Below are 18,485 nucleotides of genomic sequence, written 5' to 3'. Positions count from 1 at the left end.
GCGTGCTTCTCTTTCTTCAGTCAAGTGATTTTTCCTCCTCAAGCAATTACATAACTTGTTTATCTTTATACATTAATTAACAGTTAATATAGTTATAAATTATACGTCGATATTCTCTACATACTGAGCATTTTCTTCGATGAATTCGCGACGCGGCTCCACCTTTTCACCCATCAGCATATCAAAGACCATATCCGCTTCGATCGCATCTTCAACATCGACTTGCAGCAGACGTCTGTTTTCCGGATTCATGGTCGTTTCCCATAACTGTTCTGCATCCATCTCACCTAGTCCTTTGTAACGCTGAATAGAGGGTTTAGGAGACGCCGGAATCGATTTAAGGTGTTCCTCCAATTCTCTTTCAGAATCCACGTAGACCTCTTTTTTGCCCTGTTTGATTTGATACAGAGGCGGCATCGCTACATAAACGTAACCTGCTTCGACAACGGGACGCATGTAACGGTAAAAGAGTGTGAGCAGCAGCGTTCTGATATGCGCGCCGTCCACGTCGGCATCGGTCATGATGATCAGTTTATGGTAACGGGCTTTATCGATCTGAAATTCTTCACCGAAACCTGTCCCCATCGCTGTAAACAAGGAACGGATCTCTTCATTCGCCAGGATACGGTCGATCGACGCTTTTTCCACGTTCAGGATCTTCCCTCGGATCGGTAAAATAGCCTGGAACAAGCGTGAACGTCCTTGTTTAGCTGATCCGCCCGCAGAGTCCCCCTCAACGATAAAGATTTCTGATTTTTCAGGGTCTTTAGACGAACAGTCTGCCAGTTTACCCGGCAGGTTGCTGATTTCGAGACCGTTTTTCTTACGTGTCACTTCACGGGCGCGCTTGGCAGCCAGACGGGCTTTGGCAGCCAGCAGGGCTTTATCGATGATCTTCTTCCCGACTTGAGGATTTTCAACCAGGAAACGGTTGAAGTGCTCACTGAAGAGACGGTCGGTAATGGTCCTCACTTCTGAGTTACCGAGTTTAGTTTTGGTCTGCCCTTCAAACTGAGGATCCGGATGCTTGATGCTTAAAACGATCGTCAGCCCTTCTCTGGCATCTTCACCGCTCAAGTTGTCCTCTGTTTCTTTCAAGTATTTATTTCGTTTGGCATAATCGTTGATGATACGCGTGAGGGCCGTTTTAAAGCCGGACTCATGCATCCCGCCTTCATAGGTATGGATATTATTCGCAAAACTCATGATGTTCGTGTGATAGCCATCCGTATGCTGTAAAGCCACCTCAACGGCGATCCCGTCCTGTTCACCTTCCAGGAAAATCGGTTCATCGTATAACACGGTCTTGCTCTGATTCAGGTATTCAACATAACTCTTGATCCCGCCGTCATACTGATATTCCAGACGAACCGGTTCATCATGGCGCTGATCTTCGATCGAAATAGCTAAGCCGCGGTTAAGGAAGGCCAGTTCACGTACACGTGTGGCCAGTTTGTTGAAGTCATAGGTCGTTGTTTCCTGGAAAATTTCTGCGTCTGCTTTAAAACGGACCACGGTTCCAGATTTGTCTGTATCCCCGGTCTCATGCAGTTCCTTTACAACATCGCCGCGTTCGAAGGCCATGTTGTGGACCCTGCCGTTTTTATGGACATCCACTTCAAGAAATTCTGACAAGGCATTAACGACAGATGAACCCACGCCGTGAAGACCGCCGGACACTTTATAGCCGCCTCCGCCGAATTTTCCTCCGGCATGCAGGATCGTAAAGACGGTCTCGACTGCCGGACGGCCTGTTTTTTCCTGTATATCGATCGGGATCCCACGGCCATCATCACTGACTTCGATGATATCATCCTTTTTGATGACGATATCGATGTTCTCAGCATGACCGGCCATCGCTTCATCGATCGAGTTATCCACGATTTCCCATACAAGGTGGTGCAGCCCTTCAGGACCCGTCGATCCAATGTACATTCCCGGACGCTTTCTGACGGCTTCCAGACCTTCCAGCACCTGGATCTGACTGGCATTATACTCTTCTCTTAGTTCTTCGATTTCTTTCGGCGTTAATTTATCTTCAGCCACTTTATTCACTCTCCATTTCAATCTGTCCGTTATACACGGTAAAAATACGCGGATCATGGAGCAATTCTTTCTTTACTCCGTCTAAACTCGTTGTGGTTAAAAAGGTCTGTACTTTATCCTGAATGGACTTTAAAAGATGCGTCTGGCGGTCGTCATCCAGTTCGCTCAGCACATCATCCAATAGTAAGACGGGATACTCCCCCGTCATCTCTTTCATCAGTTCGATCTCAGCGAGCTTCACGCTCAGTGCCGTGGTCCGCTGCTGTCCCTGGGAACCATAGGTCTGAACGTTTTTTTCATTCACATAAAACCGGACATCGTCGCGATGCGGACCCGAGAGTGTCGTCCCCTGGTCCATTTCCCGTCGTTCATTCTTTTTATACTGTTCCAGCAGATCTTTCATGACCTGTTCTTTATCTTTTTCCGAGTGCAAAGAGACCGACGAGGCATACTCAAGCGTGAGTTCCTCTTTCTCCTGACTGATATCGGCATGGATGGGCTGGGCCCACTTTTCCAGTCGTTTGACAAAAGAAAAGCGTTCAGCAAGCACCTCAGCACCTTCTGCCGCTAATTGTTCGTTCAATATAGTTAAATACGTTTGATCAATCTTTCCATTCCGACGATTCTGTTTTAAGTAAGCATTGCGCTGTTTGAGGATCTTCTGGTATTCGACAAGATGGTACAGATAAATGGCACTCATCTGTCCCATTTCCATGTCCAGAAATTTCCGTCTCACCGAAGGAGAACCTTTGACCAGAGCCAGATCCTCCGGTGCAAACAGAATCACGTTCAAATGACCGATATACGCACTCAGTTTCTTCTGTTCCAGGTGATTAAGCCGGGCTTTCTTCCCTTTTTTAGACAACACGATCTCAAGCGGATAGGTCGTTTTATCCGTTTCCACCTTACCGGTGACTTTGGCAAAGTCCTGATCCCAGCCGATGAGTTCTTTATCATTGGCCGTGCGGTGACTGCGCGCCATGGCTAAAACGTAAATGCTTTCCATCATGTTCGTCTTCCCCTGCGCATTTTCTCCTAGAAAGACATTTATTTTTTCTGAGAATTTTGCTTCCGCTGTCTCGTAATTCCTGTAGCCTCTTAAAGAAAGTTCTTTTAAAAACATCCCTATTCCCCGTCGGCAGTGGATTCTATCGTGTACGTCCCGAATTCCTCGATTTTTATCGTATCACCGTGGCGAAGCTTCTTGCCTCGACGGTTTTCAGGTTCACCGTTTACCCAAATCGGGTATTCGAGCAGAAACGGCTTTGCCATCCCGCCGCTGGATATGATGTTTGCGTGTTTTAAAAACTGACCCAGTGTGATCACTGAATCATCGATTTGAATGATTTCAGACATCGTTTTCGACTCCTTAAAAAGTAAAGACGTGGATAGCTATCCACGTTCACTAGTTTCTCTTCATATTATACCTTAAATGACCGTTTAAAACAAATCTATATAGGAATATATGCATTCTAATCGATTTTAGCGGATAATCGATAAAAAGTACTTTATGTCCTGAAACGAGCTCAGAAAGGAAAATTTCACATGATTCAGAAATTTTTGATCAGAATTTACAAAAATCAACTCGATTCCGGGTCAGAAGGTGGAGGAGTGAGCTGTTAAATTCTATAAAATCAGCGTTTTTTCTCATTTTTCCGTGTTTTTTGAGGGGTTCGGCTTATTGAAGAGGATCGCTGCTGCGAATCAGCCGAAGTTTAAGAGGTTCGGTTGATTGAATACTGACTATCCTTCCAATGAACCGAAGTTTGCCCAAGTTCGGTTCGTTGGAAGGGCTGTGACAGCTGTATACGTCGAAGAAGACGATCTTCGGTCGATACAGTGAGTTTTTGACGCTGAACAAGCCGAACTACTGTCAAGTTCAGCTTGTTCGTCATTGATGGGATAGTGAAACGACCGAACATCTATCAGTTCGGTCGTTTCCAATGTTCTTTCTGACTATATCGACCGAACAGGAGGGGAGAGGGCCATAGTGACTGACCGAAGAGTATGAAAATTCCTGACCGGACAAAAAAAGACCCTCGAAAGGGCCTTTTTTTCATATTCGTACTTTAAGAAGCGGTTCTGATCGGTGTGATCAGTTGAATGAATTCGTCATTGTCTTCACTTGGGACCAGGACGAAAGGACGCAGAGTCGAAATCAGTTTGACGGTGATTTCAACAGGACCAAAGGTGGTCAGGGCGGCTTTCAGATAATCCGGGTTGAAGGAGATTTCCATGTTTTCCCCGTTCAAGTCATTGAAGGACACTTGTTCGTTCACACGTCCGACTTCAGGGGAGTTACCGGTGATCTCAACGCTGTTGTCTTTGACCGTCAGCTTGACGACGTTGTTTTTCCCTTCATGGGAAAGCAGGCTGGCACGTTCCACAGCGCCTAGAAGCACATTAGCATCAAGTGTCAGCTGCGTAGATGAGTTGTCAGGGATCAGTCGGTTCGTATCCGGATAATTCCCTTCTAAAAGACGTGAGTAGAAGTAGGTGTCTTCCGTTTTGAATAAGATTTGGTTTTCAGCAACCGCGACTTCGATTTCATCAAGACTGTCATCGAGTAGACGGGTAAGTTCCTGGAGACTTTTTCCCGGGATAACCAAATCATGTGACAGACTTTCTGTTCCTTCGATCGGGATCACACGCTGACTCAAGCGGTGACTGTCTGTGGCGACAGCTTTCAGTTTGCCGTCACTGATCGTGAAGTGGATCCCCGTGAGGATCGGACGGCTTTCATGCGTAGACACGGCAATGACCGTCTGTTTGATGATCTTTTTAAGCAGATTGACAGGCAGCGTAAATGACTGCTCTGTGTCTATTTCAGGGAGATGTGGATAATTGACCGCATCCAGTCCATTGATGACAAAAGCAGAAGAGGCAGAGGTGATCGATGTCTGAACACCGTCTTTCACTTCTACTGTAAAGGTTTCGTCCGGCAGTTTATTGACGATATCACTGAAGAAGCGGGCAGGTTGTAAAACGATCTGGCCGGTTTCTTCAATAGTGAGGCCTGCTTTTTCATCAGACACACTCAGAAGCGTTTCAATTGAGATATCTGAATTGCTTCCTGTCATTTTTATCCCTTCAGAATCAGCGATCAGTTTGATCCCTGTTAATATCGGAATGGTTGCGCGAGATGAAACAGCTAACTGGACATCTTTTAATTTCTTTAAGAACGTTGCTCGATTGACAGTGAATTTCATAGTCATCCTCCATTGATAAAATAGTACCCTAATTCATATTATATAATAATATAAAGACTTAGTAATAGTAGTAGGGCCTGTGTATACTGTGGAAAACGCAGAAAGCATATAGCAGTCAAGGTTTTCCACTTGTGGATAAGTTGTGCATAACAATGTGTTCAACTTGAATGTTTATCCACAGTGCCTTTTACAGACTTTTCTTGATTTCTTCGATCTGATCCCGCATTTCAACGTTTTCTTCTTCATTCAAGACTTTCTTGATTTTCTCATGGGCATGAATAACGGTCGTGTGATCCTTGCCGCCGAATTCTTTTCCGATCTTCGGCAGGGACGTACTGGTCAGTTCTCTTGACAGGTACATGGCGATCTGACGGGGAAGCACGATTTGTCGGACGCGTTTTTTCCCTTTTAGATCAGCTAAAGAGATCTGATAGTACTTGCTGACTTTCTGTTGTATAGAAGCAATGGACACGTTCTGCTTGGCATCCTGCTTGATCATGCTTTTCAGAGCATCGGCCGCGAGACTTGTGGTGATGTCGCTGCGCTGGATCGCTGAATAAGCCTGAACGCGGACCAGGGCACCTTCCAGTTCTCTAATGTTGGAATCGATCTGTCCGGCAATGTAGCTCAAGGTGTCGTTCGGTATTTCCAGGCCTTCCGCATTGGCTTTTTTACGCAGAATCGCGATACGTGTTTCGAGATCGGGAGGCGTGATGTCGACGGAGAGTCCCCATGCAAAACGTGAAACGAGACGTTCCTGAAGTTTAGGGATCTCATTCGGCAGACGGTCACTTGTCAGGACGATCTGTTTCCGGTCATCATATAAAGCATTGAACGTATGGAAGAATTCCTCCTGCGTTCCTTCTTTATCCGCGAAAAACTGAATATCATCGACCAGCAGCAGATCCACATTACGGTAATTCTGTCTGAATTTTTCCTGCGTCCGGTTTTGAATCGAATTGATGAAGTCATTGGCAAAATTTTCACTGGATACATATTTGATGCGGGCATTCGGATTGATTTGAAGATACTGATGTCCGATCGCATGCATCAAGTGGGTCTTGCCCAATCCGACACCGCCATAGAAGAAGAGGGGGTTGTAGATTGTTCCCGGTTCTTCAGCTACGACTAATGCCGCTGCATGCGCCATCTGGTTGCCTTTACCGATAACAAAGGTGTCAAAGGTATATTTGCTGTTCAAGGTACTCGATTTGTTTTGAGATGTGAACTGATCGACCATATCATTCGTGTCTTGTTCTTCAAACGTGGCCTGTTCGTCTACTGTGACAAATAAAGGAGAAACTTCTCGTCCTAAAAATTCATACAAGTATTCCACAACTTTAGTAGAGAGATTATTTTTCCAGTATTCCTTATGCAGAGTAGAAGGCACTTCGATCGTGATCGAATTATCAGAGAGTCTGACGAGGTTAGCACTTTGAATCCAGGTATCATAACTAACTTTTGAGAGTGTTTCTTTAAATTTATCTTGTAGATAAGTCCATACTGTATGTATGTCGTCCATAATTTTCCTCCTCGCCGTAAAGTTACTTTTTCTATTTTATCACGTCTTGATTCAGTTTTCCACAGTTGCGTAAAATTGTTAATAAAAATTCCACAGACTGTACAAAAAGATATCCACAAGCAAAATGTAAATGTTAATAACTTTATAAAGCAATGGGTTTTTAACAAGAAATGTGGATAACTTTTCTGGTTCTAACCGTTGATGTTAAAGCGTTTGTAAAAGTTATGCACAACCCTGACGAACCTGTGTACGGTTTCCATTAACAGGATGTGAAACTGTGGATAGTCTGTGAATGGGAAGGTGGATAAGAAAAAGAGGTAAGGGAGTTATTCTTCACATGTGGATATCTTTTCGGCATAACTTTTCGTTCACATTTGAAAATAAAGATGTAATCTGAACGGATTGATGGTAAAATAAGCTTGACAAACTGTGAAATGTTTTCTAAAATAACATAGTCTGTCTATATAGTGAAAAGTGATAGTCTGATATTGCTTATTATAAGTACAGAAGACATAAGGAAAGATTCAGGAGGTGTTTGCCAATGGCACAAGGATTAACATATCAACCAAAAAAACGTAAACGTCAAAGAGTACACGGATTCAGAAAACGTATGAGTACTAAAAACGGACGTAGAGTATTGAAAAACAGACGTCGTAAAGGAAGAAAAAGAATTTCTGCTTAATGACGCTAGGCGACGGAAGCTTCTTGCTGGAATATTTGGTGAGAGCACGTTGCCTTTTTTTTATTCAAATTTTTGAAAATACTTAGCTAATGTAGAAAGATGGGACGTTAATGAAAAAAGCTTATCGCGTAAAAACTGAAGCAGATTTTCAAAAAGTCTTTCATCAGGGACAGTCGATGGCTAACCGGCAATTTGTGGTGTATGACTTACCCAAAGAAGGACAAGCTCATTTTCGCGTTGGGATCTCGGTCGGGAAGAAACTGGGTAATGCCGTTGCCAGAAATGCGATCAAACGCAAAATCAGACACTGTTTGATAGAATTTGATCAGAATGATCTGATCAGAGATGACTTGGATTTCATCGTCATAGCCAGGGCACCTGTCCGTCACATGGATTATCATGAGATCAGAAAAAGTCTTCTGCACGTATTCAATCGAGCAGAAATACTTAGAAGCAAAGAATAAAGAGCCAGACTGACTGGCATTTAAATGTTTTAAAAAGAGAGTCAAAGATGTTTGAGAAAAGAGGAGAACGACGTGAATTTTATAAAGAAACGTAAGCGATTGCTGCTGGCAGTGACTATGATTGGTTTAATGGTCTTTTTGACTGCTTGTGGAACAGAACCGGTCACTTCAGAAAGTACGGGTATCTGGGAAGGCGTCATTATTTACAACTTTGCCCGGGCCATCATCTGGGTTTCTGACTTTTTCGGTGGCAATTATGGTATGGGTATCATCATAGTAACGATGTTTATTCGAGCGCTGCTTATCCCGTTCACACATTTTCAGCAAAAAAACATGCAGCAGATGAATGAGATCAACCCTCAGATGCAGGAGTTGAGAGATAAATATTCAGCGAAAGATACAGAAACGCAGGAGAAACTGAAAGAAGAGCAGCAGCGTCTCTACAGTGAAGCAGGCGTCAACCCGTATATGGGCTGTCTGCCGATGCTGATCCAAATGCCCGTCTTCATTGCCCTTTATCAGGCCGTGAACCGGACACCGATCCTGGATACAGGAGATTTCCTGTGGGTCAACTTGGGTCAACCGGATCCTTATTTCATTTTACCGATCCTGGCCGGCATATTTACTTTAGGTAACTCTGTTTTAATGAGCATGGGCAGACCTCAGGCAGGAAATAAAATGCTGACATATGTCATGCCGTTATTCATTGTCTTCATTACCGTACGCTTATCCAGTGCCTTAGCCTTGTACTTCACTGTTTCCAATGGTTTCTCAGTCGTTCAGACGCTGCTTTTCCAGAATCCGTTCAAGATGAGAAGAGAACGTCAGGAGAAAGAAGCAAAAGAACGGGAAGAAGAACGCCAGCGCAGACGAGCCTTGAAAAAAGCGCAGAAACACAGAAGAAACGTAAAAAAATAATATTTTTCTGACTTAAGCTTATTTATTTGGTAAAATATAGATGAATAGAATTTGGAATGGAGGATAGTATTCATGAATGACAAGTATACTGCACAAGCTTCAACCACTGAAGCAGCCATTGAAAAAGGATTAAAAGCATTAGGTATCGAAAGAGAAGACGCTACGATCGAAGTGAAACAAGAAGGCAAGAAAGGCTTCCTGGGCATTGGCCAGAAAGACGCGGTCGTTGTGGTCAAAAAGACCAATACAAAAAATGCTGTCGAGGAATTATTATCTAAAGAAGTCATGCTGGGTGAGGACGAATCATCCACCATCAAGCCTTCCGAAAAAAGAGAAGGAAAAGCTGTGCCGCCTGTAGAACCGGTCGCTGAAGATCCGGAAGAAGTGATCGAAGCTGTTGAGGAAACAGAAGAAGAGACTGAAGAAGTAGAAGAAACAGAAGCAACTGAAAAAACGGAAGAGTCAAGTGACACTGAAGAAAAAGCAGTGTCCCAAGAGACTGCAAAAACAGAACAGGCGAACGAGCCTCGATCATCTCAGGAGAAAGAAGATTTCTTCAATGAGCAGGATGAAGCCGCTGTTGAGAAGGTTTCTGACTATCTGAAAACCATCGCTACGAAGATGGGCGTGGATGATGTGACCATCAATATCAAACGCGACTATAACCGTGTGAAGTTCTCTATTGAAACAGAAGATGCCGGTCTGATCATTGGTCGTCATGGCAAAGTACTGAACAGCCTGCAGACGCTGGCACAGATTCAGCTGCATCAGGAAGCGGACAATAAGCTCTACGCTAAAGTGGATGCAGAAAATTACCGTGACCGTCGTAAAAAAACAGTGGAACAATTGGCAACGCGCACTGCTGAAAAAGTACAGCGCACCAAGCGTCCCGTCATTTTAGAGCCGATGCCAGCGCATGAACGCAAACAGATCCACCGCTACTTGAACAGATTCAGCGGCGTTCAAACGCATTCAGAAGGCAAAGAACCGCACCGCTATTTAGTGGTCGAGCCTGCCAAAGAAGAAGAATTCAAATTATAATCAGTAAATACAGTCATTAAAAGCTCTCCAGAGACGTTATCAAGTCTCTGGAGAGCTTTTTTGATTGCCTTAAACTTCTCAGTTCACCCGTTCACCATACACGAGAAGTCGCTTGTAATTCATCGGATATTTGAGACAGGTGACCAAGGTCACGAGATCTTTGTTTTCCTGAATGCTTAAACTGTCGACTTCGTTAGGCAGAACGACTTTTGAGCCGCTCACTCTATAGGTCATGACTTTATCCAAAGTCTGAACTTCAAACGTATCGCCGGTATTCAATTCATTGATGTGTAAAAACATATTGTGCCGCAGCGTCCCTCTGTGTCCGGCAATCACGGAGTGTGTCCCTTTACCTCCGACTGGAAGCGACGTGCCTGTGATGTGTGCCGCACCTTTCATCAAATTGGCATCCGAGGCGCCAAGGTAAATAGGGAGCTCAATATTGATTTTCGGAATGCGAATGATGGAGTAGAAAGAGCGGGAAGATAAAGAAGAGGATCCATTGCCTGACGAATTACTGACATCTTCCATTTCGACATGAGAATTATCGACCAGACTGCCATCATTCTCAGGTTCAGCTTGCTTAGTATTGTCGGAGTAAAAGGCATTAGAAGCCATCACTTCATCTGTGAATGCATCTTCGATCATCTGATCCGGATCATTCTGAAGCTCTTCGTTGTAAGCCAGCATTTCGTCCCACAATGCCTCACCGTCTCTCTCCGACTCTGGTTGAGCAGAGACCGTCTCAAACTCTTCGATTTGCTGCTGCATGGCATAATCATTGATGTAATGAGCAATGTATGGATAAGTGAAAAAGAGTAAGCCCGCGAGAAACAGCAGCAAGGGGATCAGTTTTTTCTTCATTTTCTATTCTCCTCTCGCGTTTTTCTTCTATAGATCAAAAAGGTGATGCCAAGGATACCGGCTAGTGAAGCCATAACGATCGGAAGGGTATAGGAAGTTTCTTCTGGTATTGGCTCAGGGGTAAGAGAAGCGGCGATCGGCTCTTCCGGAGTGTAAGGGATACGTTCACCCATGACGAGAAGCCGGTGAGAATTGATCATATAAGGCGTACAGGTGATGAGGGTCACGAGATCTCGACCTTCCTGGATAGCGATGAGGTCTGTCTCGTAAGGCAGAACGGTATTGATCTCAGTGACCTGATAAGCCAGTGTTTCATCTAAGACATTTAAGTAGAAGACACTGCCAAGTTCCACATCAGGTAGATCAGTAAACAGTTCAGATGTCGGCAAACCGCGATGCCCAGTCAAGACAGAGTGGGTACTTTCCCCACCCAGTGGGAAGGACGTATTTTCCATATACCCGATCCCTTTTTGGAGCACAGCATCACTCGTTCCAGCATAAATCGGAAAATTACCGTCGATATCAGGAATCTCTATATGTCCCAGGACGTCTCCAAGACTTTCAGTAAACACGTTGAAGGAAGAGCGATCACCTTCAGCAGAGACTTCGTTGGATGGTTCATCGGAAAAAGGGTCTTCATAGTCTTTCTGAATATCGTCACCAGAAAGGTTTTGGTTGTATTCAGTTATCTGATCCTTATAGGCATCGATTTCCTCTTCGGACAGCTTATCCAGGGAATCCTGATACGTATCGATGACACGTGTCTGGGTGATACTGGAATAAATCTGCATAACGATAGGGTATAAAAAGATACTCAATCCAATGACAAAGGCAAGGATGAATAAGAATGTGGATGGTGATGGTTTCTTGAATGAACGAAATGGTTTTTTCATGGGGGACTCCCTCCTTTCAATGACGAGAGTAGGATAGAGGAGTATGTAGAAAGGGATGAGACAGGTGATGTCCCATCCCGGAGGTGTATGATATCGGTTAGGTTTTGGTCAATACTGATTATTTTTCAGATTTTTTATAGAGTTTGACAGAAGAGCCCATCAAGCCAAGTCCGATGATGCTGAAGACTAAAGTACCCACGCCACCTGTTTGAGGAAGAGTGATCTCAGGGCTGTTCTCGATTTCAGCAGGGTCTGCAGCAACAAGATCAGCAACGTTACTGTAGTAGCTGTTGGCATTTACAGTGAATTCGTAGTCATTATCGAGCAGTCTGTACTGAATACCGTCAACTTCAGGCGCTTTGATTTCTTCCAGGAAGTATTGGCCGTATGCCAACCCTTTGATTTCAAAGTAGCCATCAGCGTCAGAGACGAATGTCCAGGCTGTGGCTTTGGCGCCCCAGCTGTAATCTGGCTGCAGATACTGACCTTCCCCTTTGTAGAGAAGGAATTCGGCATCTGGCAAACCTTCGCCTTCTTTATTCACTTTTTCAAAGGCTTTACCACCGGTGTGAACAACAGGAGGATTTTCCTCTGTGTCAGTATATTCTTCAAAGCCATTGTTATACGTCAGTGTAACGTTGTTCTCATAATCCATTCCCATGACGGCATTTTCGTTAATGAATGTGTCAAAGGAAATAACGAGTTCATCAAAACCATCTAAAGCATTGATATCAAAATCAAGTTCTAATGTGCCACCTTCTTGGCCAACAGTTACGCCAGATGCAGTAAAGTCTGTAAATGCAGCACCGTCAGCTTCTACAACAAGGTTACCGGCATAAGTGAGTTCTGGACCGAATGTATCTCTTATGATATAACTTACAAGATTTTCAGTATCGATAAAGTTCGGTACATCTGAACGAATAATCCATGTGAGGTTTTCAAAGAAGTCGCCAGTATCCTCATCTTGCCCTTGTTCTGTTACAGATTTATCAATTTCAGGTAAATCATCGTTGACAAGTTCGATCCCTTCGCGGATGATTTTTTCATCAATAACATTCTCGTCAGCTGAATTATTTCCTACACCGTAAGCATGGTCATCTTTAGTTACTTCAAACGGAATAGGTGTTTGATCTAAGCCGTAGCCAGCAGGTGCAGCCGTTTCAACGAAGTAGTAGCTGCCGACGACTAAGTCTCCAACAGAAATGTTACCATTAGCATCAGTAATCAAACCTGTTGCGATTTCTTCATCGTCACCTTCTTGTACTCTGTAAAGACTGAATGTTGCTCCAGCTAAGCCAGTTTCACCGTCTTCTTTCAATTTAGTCAGTTCGACGGCACCCAGGATCAACTGGTTCTTAGGATAAACGTGCACATCTGAGTTCCAGCTGTCACCGTCAGGGTGCATCATTGGCACATCCACTAAGAATGGCGGGCTGTATTCTACGACTCCTTTAGGTGGGTTTGTTTCTGTCACATAGTAGCGACCTTTAGCTAAGTTGTTAAATAAAGCCAAGCCGTTACCGTCTGTTTCTTCTACGATTGGAGTTAATCCAGAAATATTTACGGGCAGTTCTGCATCATCGGCGACTTTATAAACGCTAAATTCAGCGCCTTCCAAGAATGCAGAATCGGCTGGGAGATCTTTTGTCAAACCATCGTTATCGATCAGTTCATCATTAAAAGGATCATAGTTCGTCTGGACTTTGTGGATATGCAGATTTCCTGTTTCTGGTCTTGCTGTTGCTGCCATTGCCATGGAAGGTGCCATAATGGAAAGAACCATGAATAGCCCCATCAAGAAACCGGCAATTTTTCTTATTCTTTTGGTCATTTGCTTTTACTCTCCTTTTTTAGTCATTCTTCATGACTGTTTTGATTTCTTTTTGTTAAGGCCGTAAATAGCTCCTCCCATCAAGGCGATACCAAGGACAGTAAAGATGGTGGTTCCCATGCTTCCTGTGTCTGGTAAAGACTGTGATGGTCGATTTTTGATCGTTAATGGATTTTCTTCAGTGATATGAACTTCTTCTACACTGACGATCGTTTCACCGTTTTCTCCTTTTGAGATTGTGAGAATAAAATCGTCAGGATAAAGGTTGAAGCCGAGCGGTGCTTTTGTTTCTTCCAAGAGATAGGTTCCGGCAAGCAAGTCAGTGAAGACCAGTTTACCTTCAGCATCTGTCGATAAAGTGGAGGTAAATGGATCTGCAACTTCAGGATCTATACGTGTCAGCTTGAATTCTGCAGGATTATCTAGAATAGGGTTGCCGTCCATATCTGTTTTAAGAATATAGAGGTCACCCATGACTAGCGTATTTTCTACATCCAGATTCAACACATCTTCAACATAGTAAGGTGAAGCATATTCCTCGTTATAGTTCGGAGGAACAGTCTCTTCGATAGAGTAAGTGTAGACGTTGCCGTCATTATCTGTTTTATCCTGTTCACCAAAATCATAGAACCATTCGTCTAGAGCTGAAGTGATTGTTTCAGTGACATATTCAGGCTCGCCGTCTTCTATCATGCGGTAGAGTGAAATAGTCAAGGTTTCTGGTCTGTGTTCTGGTGTATCATTCGACCATGACTTCTCACCGACGATGTCTAGTTGAGGAATTACATACGTGTTGGTTAAGTCTAGACCTTCACCCGATTGTTCAAAGTTCTCAGGTGTTCCTGGAATAAACTCGCCATCTACTAACGTTCCTTCAATGACATAGAAGGTGTATGCATTTCCATCATTGTCTGTTAACTCAACATCTGTAAAGATGACCGATACTGTTTCTTCAGCATCGTTTGCAACCGGTAATTTCATGACATCTACAGCTTCATCGATTTCCAAGTCGTCTATCGATCGACGTAATTGGAACCATAAGTCAGGACGGACGTTTTCGCCGTTGATCCATGTTTTAGTTGCTTCGATGTCATCTGCAGGGATTTGGTAAATGTTTGTTACTGTTCCTTGATATTGTTCATCGAATACGCCGTATAGCTCAGCATTGATCTCAATAGAGTTTGCGTACTCTCGCGTGTAACCTTCTACTTCTGATTCAGTGAAGTAGTAAGTGTACTCAGAGCCGTCGCTAGTTTCATTAGGCAGATCAGACCAGGTGTATGAGAACTCATCTGCCGGACCTTCTGCCGGCGTTACATCTGGAGCTACATTCACTTCATTGAGTGTTTCTCCATCCACTGTACGCCATAAAGTTAGGATAACTGGCTCCTTATTTTCCTCCGGGCCACCTTCCCAAATTTTAAGTGCAGTCAAATCAATAAATGAGATTTCACGGTTTGTGACATCGATCGTGACATCTCCCCGCGGAATACCATCGATATGATTGACTTCAAAAGCGGTTGTGTATTCGCCATCAATGTCATAAGAAGTGATAAATCGTGCTAAATCAGTGTTTCCAGGGCCTGTAATACCTGTTTCTTCTACATCATATAAGCCTTCATATCGCAAAGTAGTGATCCAGATATAATCAGTATTCGGAATGAGAGATTCCGTTTGGTTATACGCCGAATCATCATTTGAAATCTCAACAATAAACTGTCTGTCGTCCTGATCTATACCTTCTAGTATTTTTTTGACCTTCATAAGGACAGGATCGACTTCTGGCGAGTCAATATTCACGGATTGATTCTGATCGTTCGTATCGGTGTAGGACAACTGAGTGAGATTGTTCGTATCGAATAATTGATGTTCATCAGTTTTTGCGCCAGTTAAATCTAAAATATCATCGTTGATTTCAACACGATAGGTCAGTTCTGCATAGCGGACATCATCAGTACCGTCGACGAGATTCTCAACAGCCGGATCGATCGTCCATGTGATGGTATCATTGCCATCGACAGAAGTGTTCCCTTCTGAGGTGACGATCGTTCCATCGATCAAGCTGAATCCATCGCCCATTGCATCGATCAATTCGACATTTCTAAGCGCATACTGCGTAGATATTTGAGTACCGATCTCATCGTATATCTCTGTTAATTCTCCAGGATTGTCCGTTGAATAAGATAATCCAGGCGATGAAATATCATTTAAGATACTTGTCCCGGTCGATCCTGCTTCAACTGCAATTGTGAACAAGCCGTCGAAACCAGCTCGTGCATCTTGACCAGCTTTGATAGCGGCGAAACCGTTGTGAATATGTCTGCGGTATGTCCTAGTCCAAATATAATATGGGACTTCGTGATCATAACTTTCAGTCAAACTACTACCAGTCCCAACTACTGACCCTGTATCAAAGTTACCGTCATATACGCCAGTCTGTTGTCTGCTAGCTTGAATACCACCAGAGGTTCCCCAGGACGGAAGACCAGTTGTCCAATTGTCTGGCTCGTAACTAAAGGTCGGTTCACCATCGGATAGCAGCACCATATATTTGTTATCTGCTCCCGATCCTGTTAGCAAGGATTGACCTTGAATGATACCTGCCTGGGTGTGTGTTCCTCCAAGAGCGTTCAAACTGTTTACGGCAGAAGTTAGGGTGCTTGTATTTCTTGTGAAGCTACTGTTCGTCGTAACTAACTCTGCACTCCCGTAGTCACTGGAGAAGGATACGACTGCAATACGAAGATTCGGATCTTGAGGAATCATCGTTGTGATAAAATTATTTGCTGCTGTTTTAGCATTTTGCATGCGGTTGTTATCTGCCATACTACCTGAGCGGTCAATGACTAAAACAACATCTGTCGTTTCAACTTCCTGAGCATCTCTGCCTTCTATTCGAACAGTGATATCCCAAGTATTCACCATGCCATCAACTGGTGTTGCCGTCTTATTCGTTTTGACTTCACCAGGTTCTAAATCAGTAGTACTTTGCATCACTGATCTGGAACTTTTCAGAAGAGTAGAAGCAGAACCTAAACTTCCTGGGGCAAAGCGAATAATTGGCGTAGGGTCATCGGGATGATCGGTCGCCTCGAAGCCGTCCAGCATATCACCGGGATCATATTCTTCTTCTAAGGCTTCAACATCGTTTTCTTTCTCTGAGACCTCTTCTTTCTCAGCTATAGAGACTTCTTGTTCTGCCTCTTCTACATTAGAAGGGGGAGAAGTTACTTCAGGTACGTCTGATTCATTAGAGGTATCTTTGTCTTCTTCAGGAACAGCTTCCTCAGAAAGATCGTCTTCTTGAACCTCTTCGTCCACTGCTTCTTCAGTTTTCGCTTCTTCGTCAGCTACTTGTTCCGATTCGGCCTTTTTATCGGCTTCATCTTGAGCCGCTTGTTCTTCTTCAGCTTTTTTCTCAGCTTCTTGTTCAGCTTCTTCCGCTGCCAAACGTTCTTCTTCAGCTTTTTCGTCAGCTAAGCGCTGTTCTTCAGCCAGTCTATCGGCTTCTTCCTGAGCAGCTTTTTCAGCAGCCAGTCTGTCTGCTTCTTCCTGAGCGGCTTTCTCCTCAGCTGCGATGCGTTCGGCTTCCGCCTTTTCAGCAGCTATTCTTTCCGCTTCCGCTTTTTCTGCCGCGATCCTTTCAGCTTCTAGCTGAGCAAGCTTATTCGGGATCGAGACGGATTGAAGGGATGCTGCTACCGGACTGTCTTTCTGCTGTATCGAAGCGCCGATCTTAAAGGCCAGGTTTGGTGAGGTTAGATCATTGACTGCGGTCGTGAATTTGAGATTGAGGGTTTGTGCGGTGGTTGAGTAAGGGGCTTTAAAGGTATGGCTAGTACCTGATGGTGTGAATACGCCAGTTGGTGTTGCCGACACGACTTGTGGGGCACCGACGTTTGCTGGTACGACCACTTCCACGCTTGTTGCGGCTTCTGTTGCCGATTCATTTTGTGTAACAGTGATATCCCAGGTAATGAGTTTTCCGTCCTCGCTTAAAGACCATTTGGCATTTCCGGATCCTTTATCGTCCGAAAACAGTGTGACTGAATTACTGGTCTCAGCGGATGCTGTGAGGGATGAAACTAAACTCGAGGGAAGGAACTGAATGAACTGAAACAGAACGAACAGCAGCGTTATGACGTGTGTGTGCAACGGCTTACGTTGAGTTGTCACATCTAATACACCTCCGATTACTGATGTTAAGTATGAAACTTGAGCGGCATAGAAATTACTGTCAAAGGCGCCACCTCCTTTAAGGGGTTGATGTTTTTTTAAATAAGGGATAACAAAATAAGAGGATGATAGATAGAGAGGGTGTAGAAAAACGAAAGAGATCAATACTGAGGTTAAAAAGAAGGATAAACAGAGAGAATAAAAGTGGTTAATAAATAATTGAGGTAAAATAGAGGTTGAATTTAAAGAGATAGAAGGAATATTAAATGAAACTAGAGGACTTGCAGGGTGTATAATCTGGGGATCAGCTGAATACGATGCGAATAAATATTCTTAAAGGGTGAGTAAGCGCATCCAAGTGTTGGGATAAGTATAGTAAAGATTTAAAGTTTAATCAAATAAAAGCATTTATTTTAAAAAAATTTATCATACTGGAATCTTAAGTCAAATACGTCATTAAACAGAGGAATAATTGAAGGCATGAAAAAGGCCCTTGCTCGGAAAAGAGATTTTCTCCAGAAATCAAAGGCGTAAGTCTTCTTCATTTAATTGCGGGGTAAGTATTGGGGGATTCAGAGAATCCAAATGCACTATGTGTATGATTTTTTTATCTATTCTTTTCACCTCGTAGTCGTATTTGTCTTCACAAACTGTAAGAAATAGATTGTGAAATAGAATAAGAATTGTAAATGTTTCACAATACTTCGTCTATGCTAATAGTTTATTCCATTCATGTGAAAAGCGCAAACATAAGCTCTTACGAATCAGAGATAAATGACATCTAATATTTAAACCTATATTAATATTGTGAATCATTAGTAAATAATTATCAATTAGAG

At 43.5% G+C, this 18,485-nt stretch carries 13 protein-coding genes; 4 read left to right on the top strand and 9 right to left on the bottom strand.

Going from position 1 to position 18,485, the window contains the following annotated elements; genetic code table 11:
* Nucleotides 1–99: 99 nt before the first annotated feature.
* From gyrB to dnaA, 5 genes are all read right to left on the bottom strand, one after another.
* Nucleotides 100–2,046, bottom strand: coding sequence for a DNA topoisomerase (ATP-hydrolyzing) subunit B (gyrB, locus tag BMX84_RS02905; protein WP_281282301.1), 1,947 nt, complete (start codon nt 2,044–2,046; stop codon nt 100–102).
* Between the two features lies 1 nt (nt 2,047).
* On the bottom strand, nt 2,048–3,169 hold the full coding sequence (recF, locus tag BMX84_RS02900; protein ID WP_091487062.1) for a DNA replication/repair protein RecF: 1,122 nt from the start codon (nt 3,167–3,169) through the stop codon (nt 2,048–2,050).
* Nucleotides 3,170–3,171: 2 nt separating this feature from the next.
* A complete protein-coding gene (yaaA, locus tag BMX84_RS02895; RefSeq protein WP_091487060.1) occupies nt 3,172–3,402 on the bottom strand; it encodes a S4 domain-containing protein YaaA in 231 nt (76 codons plus the stop codon).
* Nucleotides 3,403–4,115: 713 nt separating this feature from the next.
* Nucleotides 4,116–5,255 (bottom strand): DNA polymerase III subunit beta, encoded by a 1,140-nt coding sequence (dnaN, locus tag BMX84_RS02890; protein ID WP_091487059.1) that lies wholly within the window; start codon nt 5,253–5,255, stop codon nt 4,116–4,118.
* A gap of 187 nt (nt 5,256–5,442) precedes the next feature.
* Entirely contained in the window at nt 5,443–6,777 is a 1,335-nt protein-coding gene (gene dnaA, locus BMX84_RS02885; RefSeq protein ID WP_091487057.1) for a chromosomal replication initiator protein DnaA, read from the bottom strand.
* A 541-nt stretch (nt 6,778–7,318) separates the two neighbouring features.
* Between dnaA and rpmH the strand changes: the two genes are divergently transcribed.
* The 4 genes from rpmH to jag all read left to right on the top strand — a co-directional run bounded on the left by rpmH (nt 7,319) and on the right by jag (nt 9,882).
* Complete coding sequence (gene rpmH, locus BMX84_RS02880) at nt 7,319–7,459, top strand: 50S ribosomal protein L34 (RefSeq protein ID WP_091487056.1); 141 nt, start codon at nt 7,319–7,321, stop codon at nt 7,457–7,459.
* Nucleotides 7,460–7,569: 110 nt separating this feature from the next.
* Entirely contained in the window at nt 7,570–7,923 is a 354-nt protein-coding gene (gene rnpA, locus BMX84_RS02875; RefSeq protein ID WP_091487053.1) for a ribonuclease P protein component, read from the top strand.
* Nucleotides 7,924–7,995: 72 nt separating this feature from the next.
* Nucleotides 7,996–8,841, top strand: coding sequence for a membrane protein insertase YidC (yidC, locus tag BMX84_RS02870; protein ID WP_307723340.1), 846 nt, complete (start codon nt 7,996–7,998; stop codon nt 8,839–8,841).
* 72 nt (nt 8,842–8,913) lie between these two features.
* Nucleotides 8,914–9,882 (top strand): RNA-binding cell elongation regulator Jag/EloR, encoded by a 969-nt coding sequence (gene jag / locus BMX84_RS02865; protein WP_091487051.1) that lies wholly within the window; start codon nt 8,914–8,916, stop codon nt 9,880–9,882.
* A gap of 78 nt (nt 9,883–9,960) precedes the next feature.
* Here jag and BMX84_RS02860 read toward each other — a convergent pair whose 3' ends face one another.
* From BMX84_RS02860 to BMX84_RS02845, 4 genes are all read right to left on the bottom strand, one after another.
* Nucleotides 9,961–10,746, bottom strand: coding sequence for a class C sortase (locus BMX84_RS02860; RefSeq protein ID WP_091487050.1), 786 nt, complete (start codon nt 10,744–10,746; stop codon nt 9,961–9,963).
* Nucleotides 10,743–11,639: a class C sortase gene (locus tag BMX84_RS02855; RefSeq protein ID WP_091487048.1), complete on the bottom strand. Its 897-nt coding sequence runs from the start codon at nt 11,637–11,639 to the stop codon at nt 10,743–10,745. Before BMX84_RS02855 ends, BMX84_RS02860 begins: the two co-directional genes overlap by 4 nt.
* 118 nt (nt 11,640–11,757) lie before the next feature.
* Complete coding sequence (locus tag BMX84_RS02850) at nt 11,758–13,470, bottom strand: SpaA isopeptide-forming pilin-related protein (protein ID WP_091487047.1); 1,713 nt, start codon at nt 13,468–13,470, stop codon at nt 11,758–11,760.
* 30 nt (nt 13,471–13,500) lie between these two features.
* Entirely contained in the window at nt 13,501–17,646 is a 4,146-nt protein-coding gene (locus BMX84_RS02845; protein ID WP_091487045.1) for a Cna B-type domain-containing protein, read from the bottom strand.
* Nucleotides 17,647–18,485 lie beyond the last annotated feature (839 nt).

The sequence above is a fragment of the Alkalibacterium putridalgicola genome, assembly GCF_900109825.1.
Taxonomy (GTDB): Bacteria; Bacillota; Bacilli; order Lactobacillales; family Carnobacteriaceae_A; genus Alkalibacterium; species Alkalibacterium putridalgicola.
Note: the sequence above shows the minus strand (reverse complement) of the source record. Positions and strands in the feature narration are given on the sequence as shown.

Bases quoted from the DNA above. Each gene is read 5' to 3' on its own strand.
- recF (WP_091487062.1), bottom strand. From the start codon at position 3,169: ATGTTTTTAAAAGAACTTTCTTTAAGAGGCTACAGGAATTACGAGACA.
- yaaA (WP_091487060.1), bottom strand. From the start codon at position 3,402: ATGTCTGAAATCATTCAAATCGATGATTCAGTGATCACACTGGGTCAG.
- dnaN (WP_091487059.1), bottom strand. From the start codon at position 5,255: ATGAAATTCACTGTCAATCGAGCAACGTTCTTAAAGAAATTAAAAGAT.
- dnaA (WP_091487057.1), bottom strand. From the start codon at position 6,777: ATGGACGACATACATACAGTATGGACTTATCTACAAGATAAATTTAAA.
- rpmH (WP_091487056.1), top strand. From the start codon at position 7,319: ATGGCACAAGGATTAACATATCAACCAAAAAAACGTAAACGTCAAAGA.
- rnpA (WP_091487053.1), top strand. From the start codon at position 7,570: ATGAAAAAAGCTTATCGCGTAAAAACTGAAGCAGATTTTCAAAAAGTC.
- jag (WP_091487051.1), top strand. From the start codon at position 8,914: ATGAATGACAAGTATACTGCACAAGCTTCAACCACTGAAGCAGCCATT.
- BMX84_RS02860 (WP_091487050.1), bottom strand. From the start codon at position 10,746: ATGAAGAAAAAACTGATCCCCTTGCTGCTGTTTCTCGCGGGCTTACTC.
- BMX84_RS02855 (WP_091487048.1), bottom strand. From the start codon at position 11,639: ATGAAAAAACCATTTCGTTCATTCAAGAAACCATCACCATCCACATTC.
- BMX84_RS02850 (WP_091487047.1), bottom strand. From the start codon at position 13,470: ATGACCAAAAGAATAAGAAAAATTGCCGGTTTCTTGATGGGGCTATTC.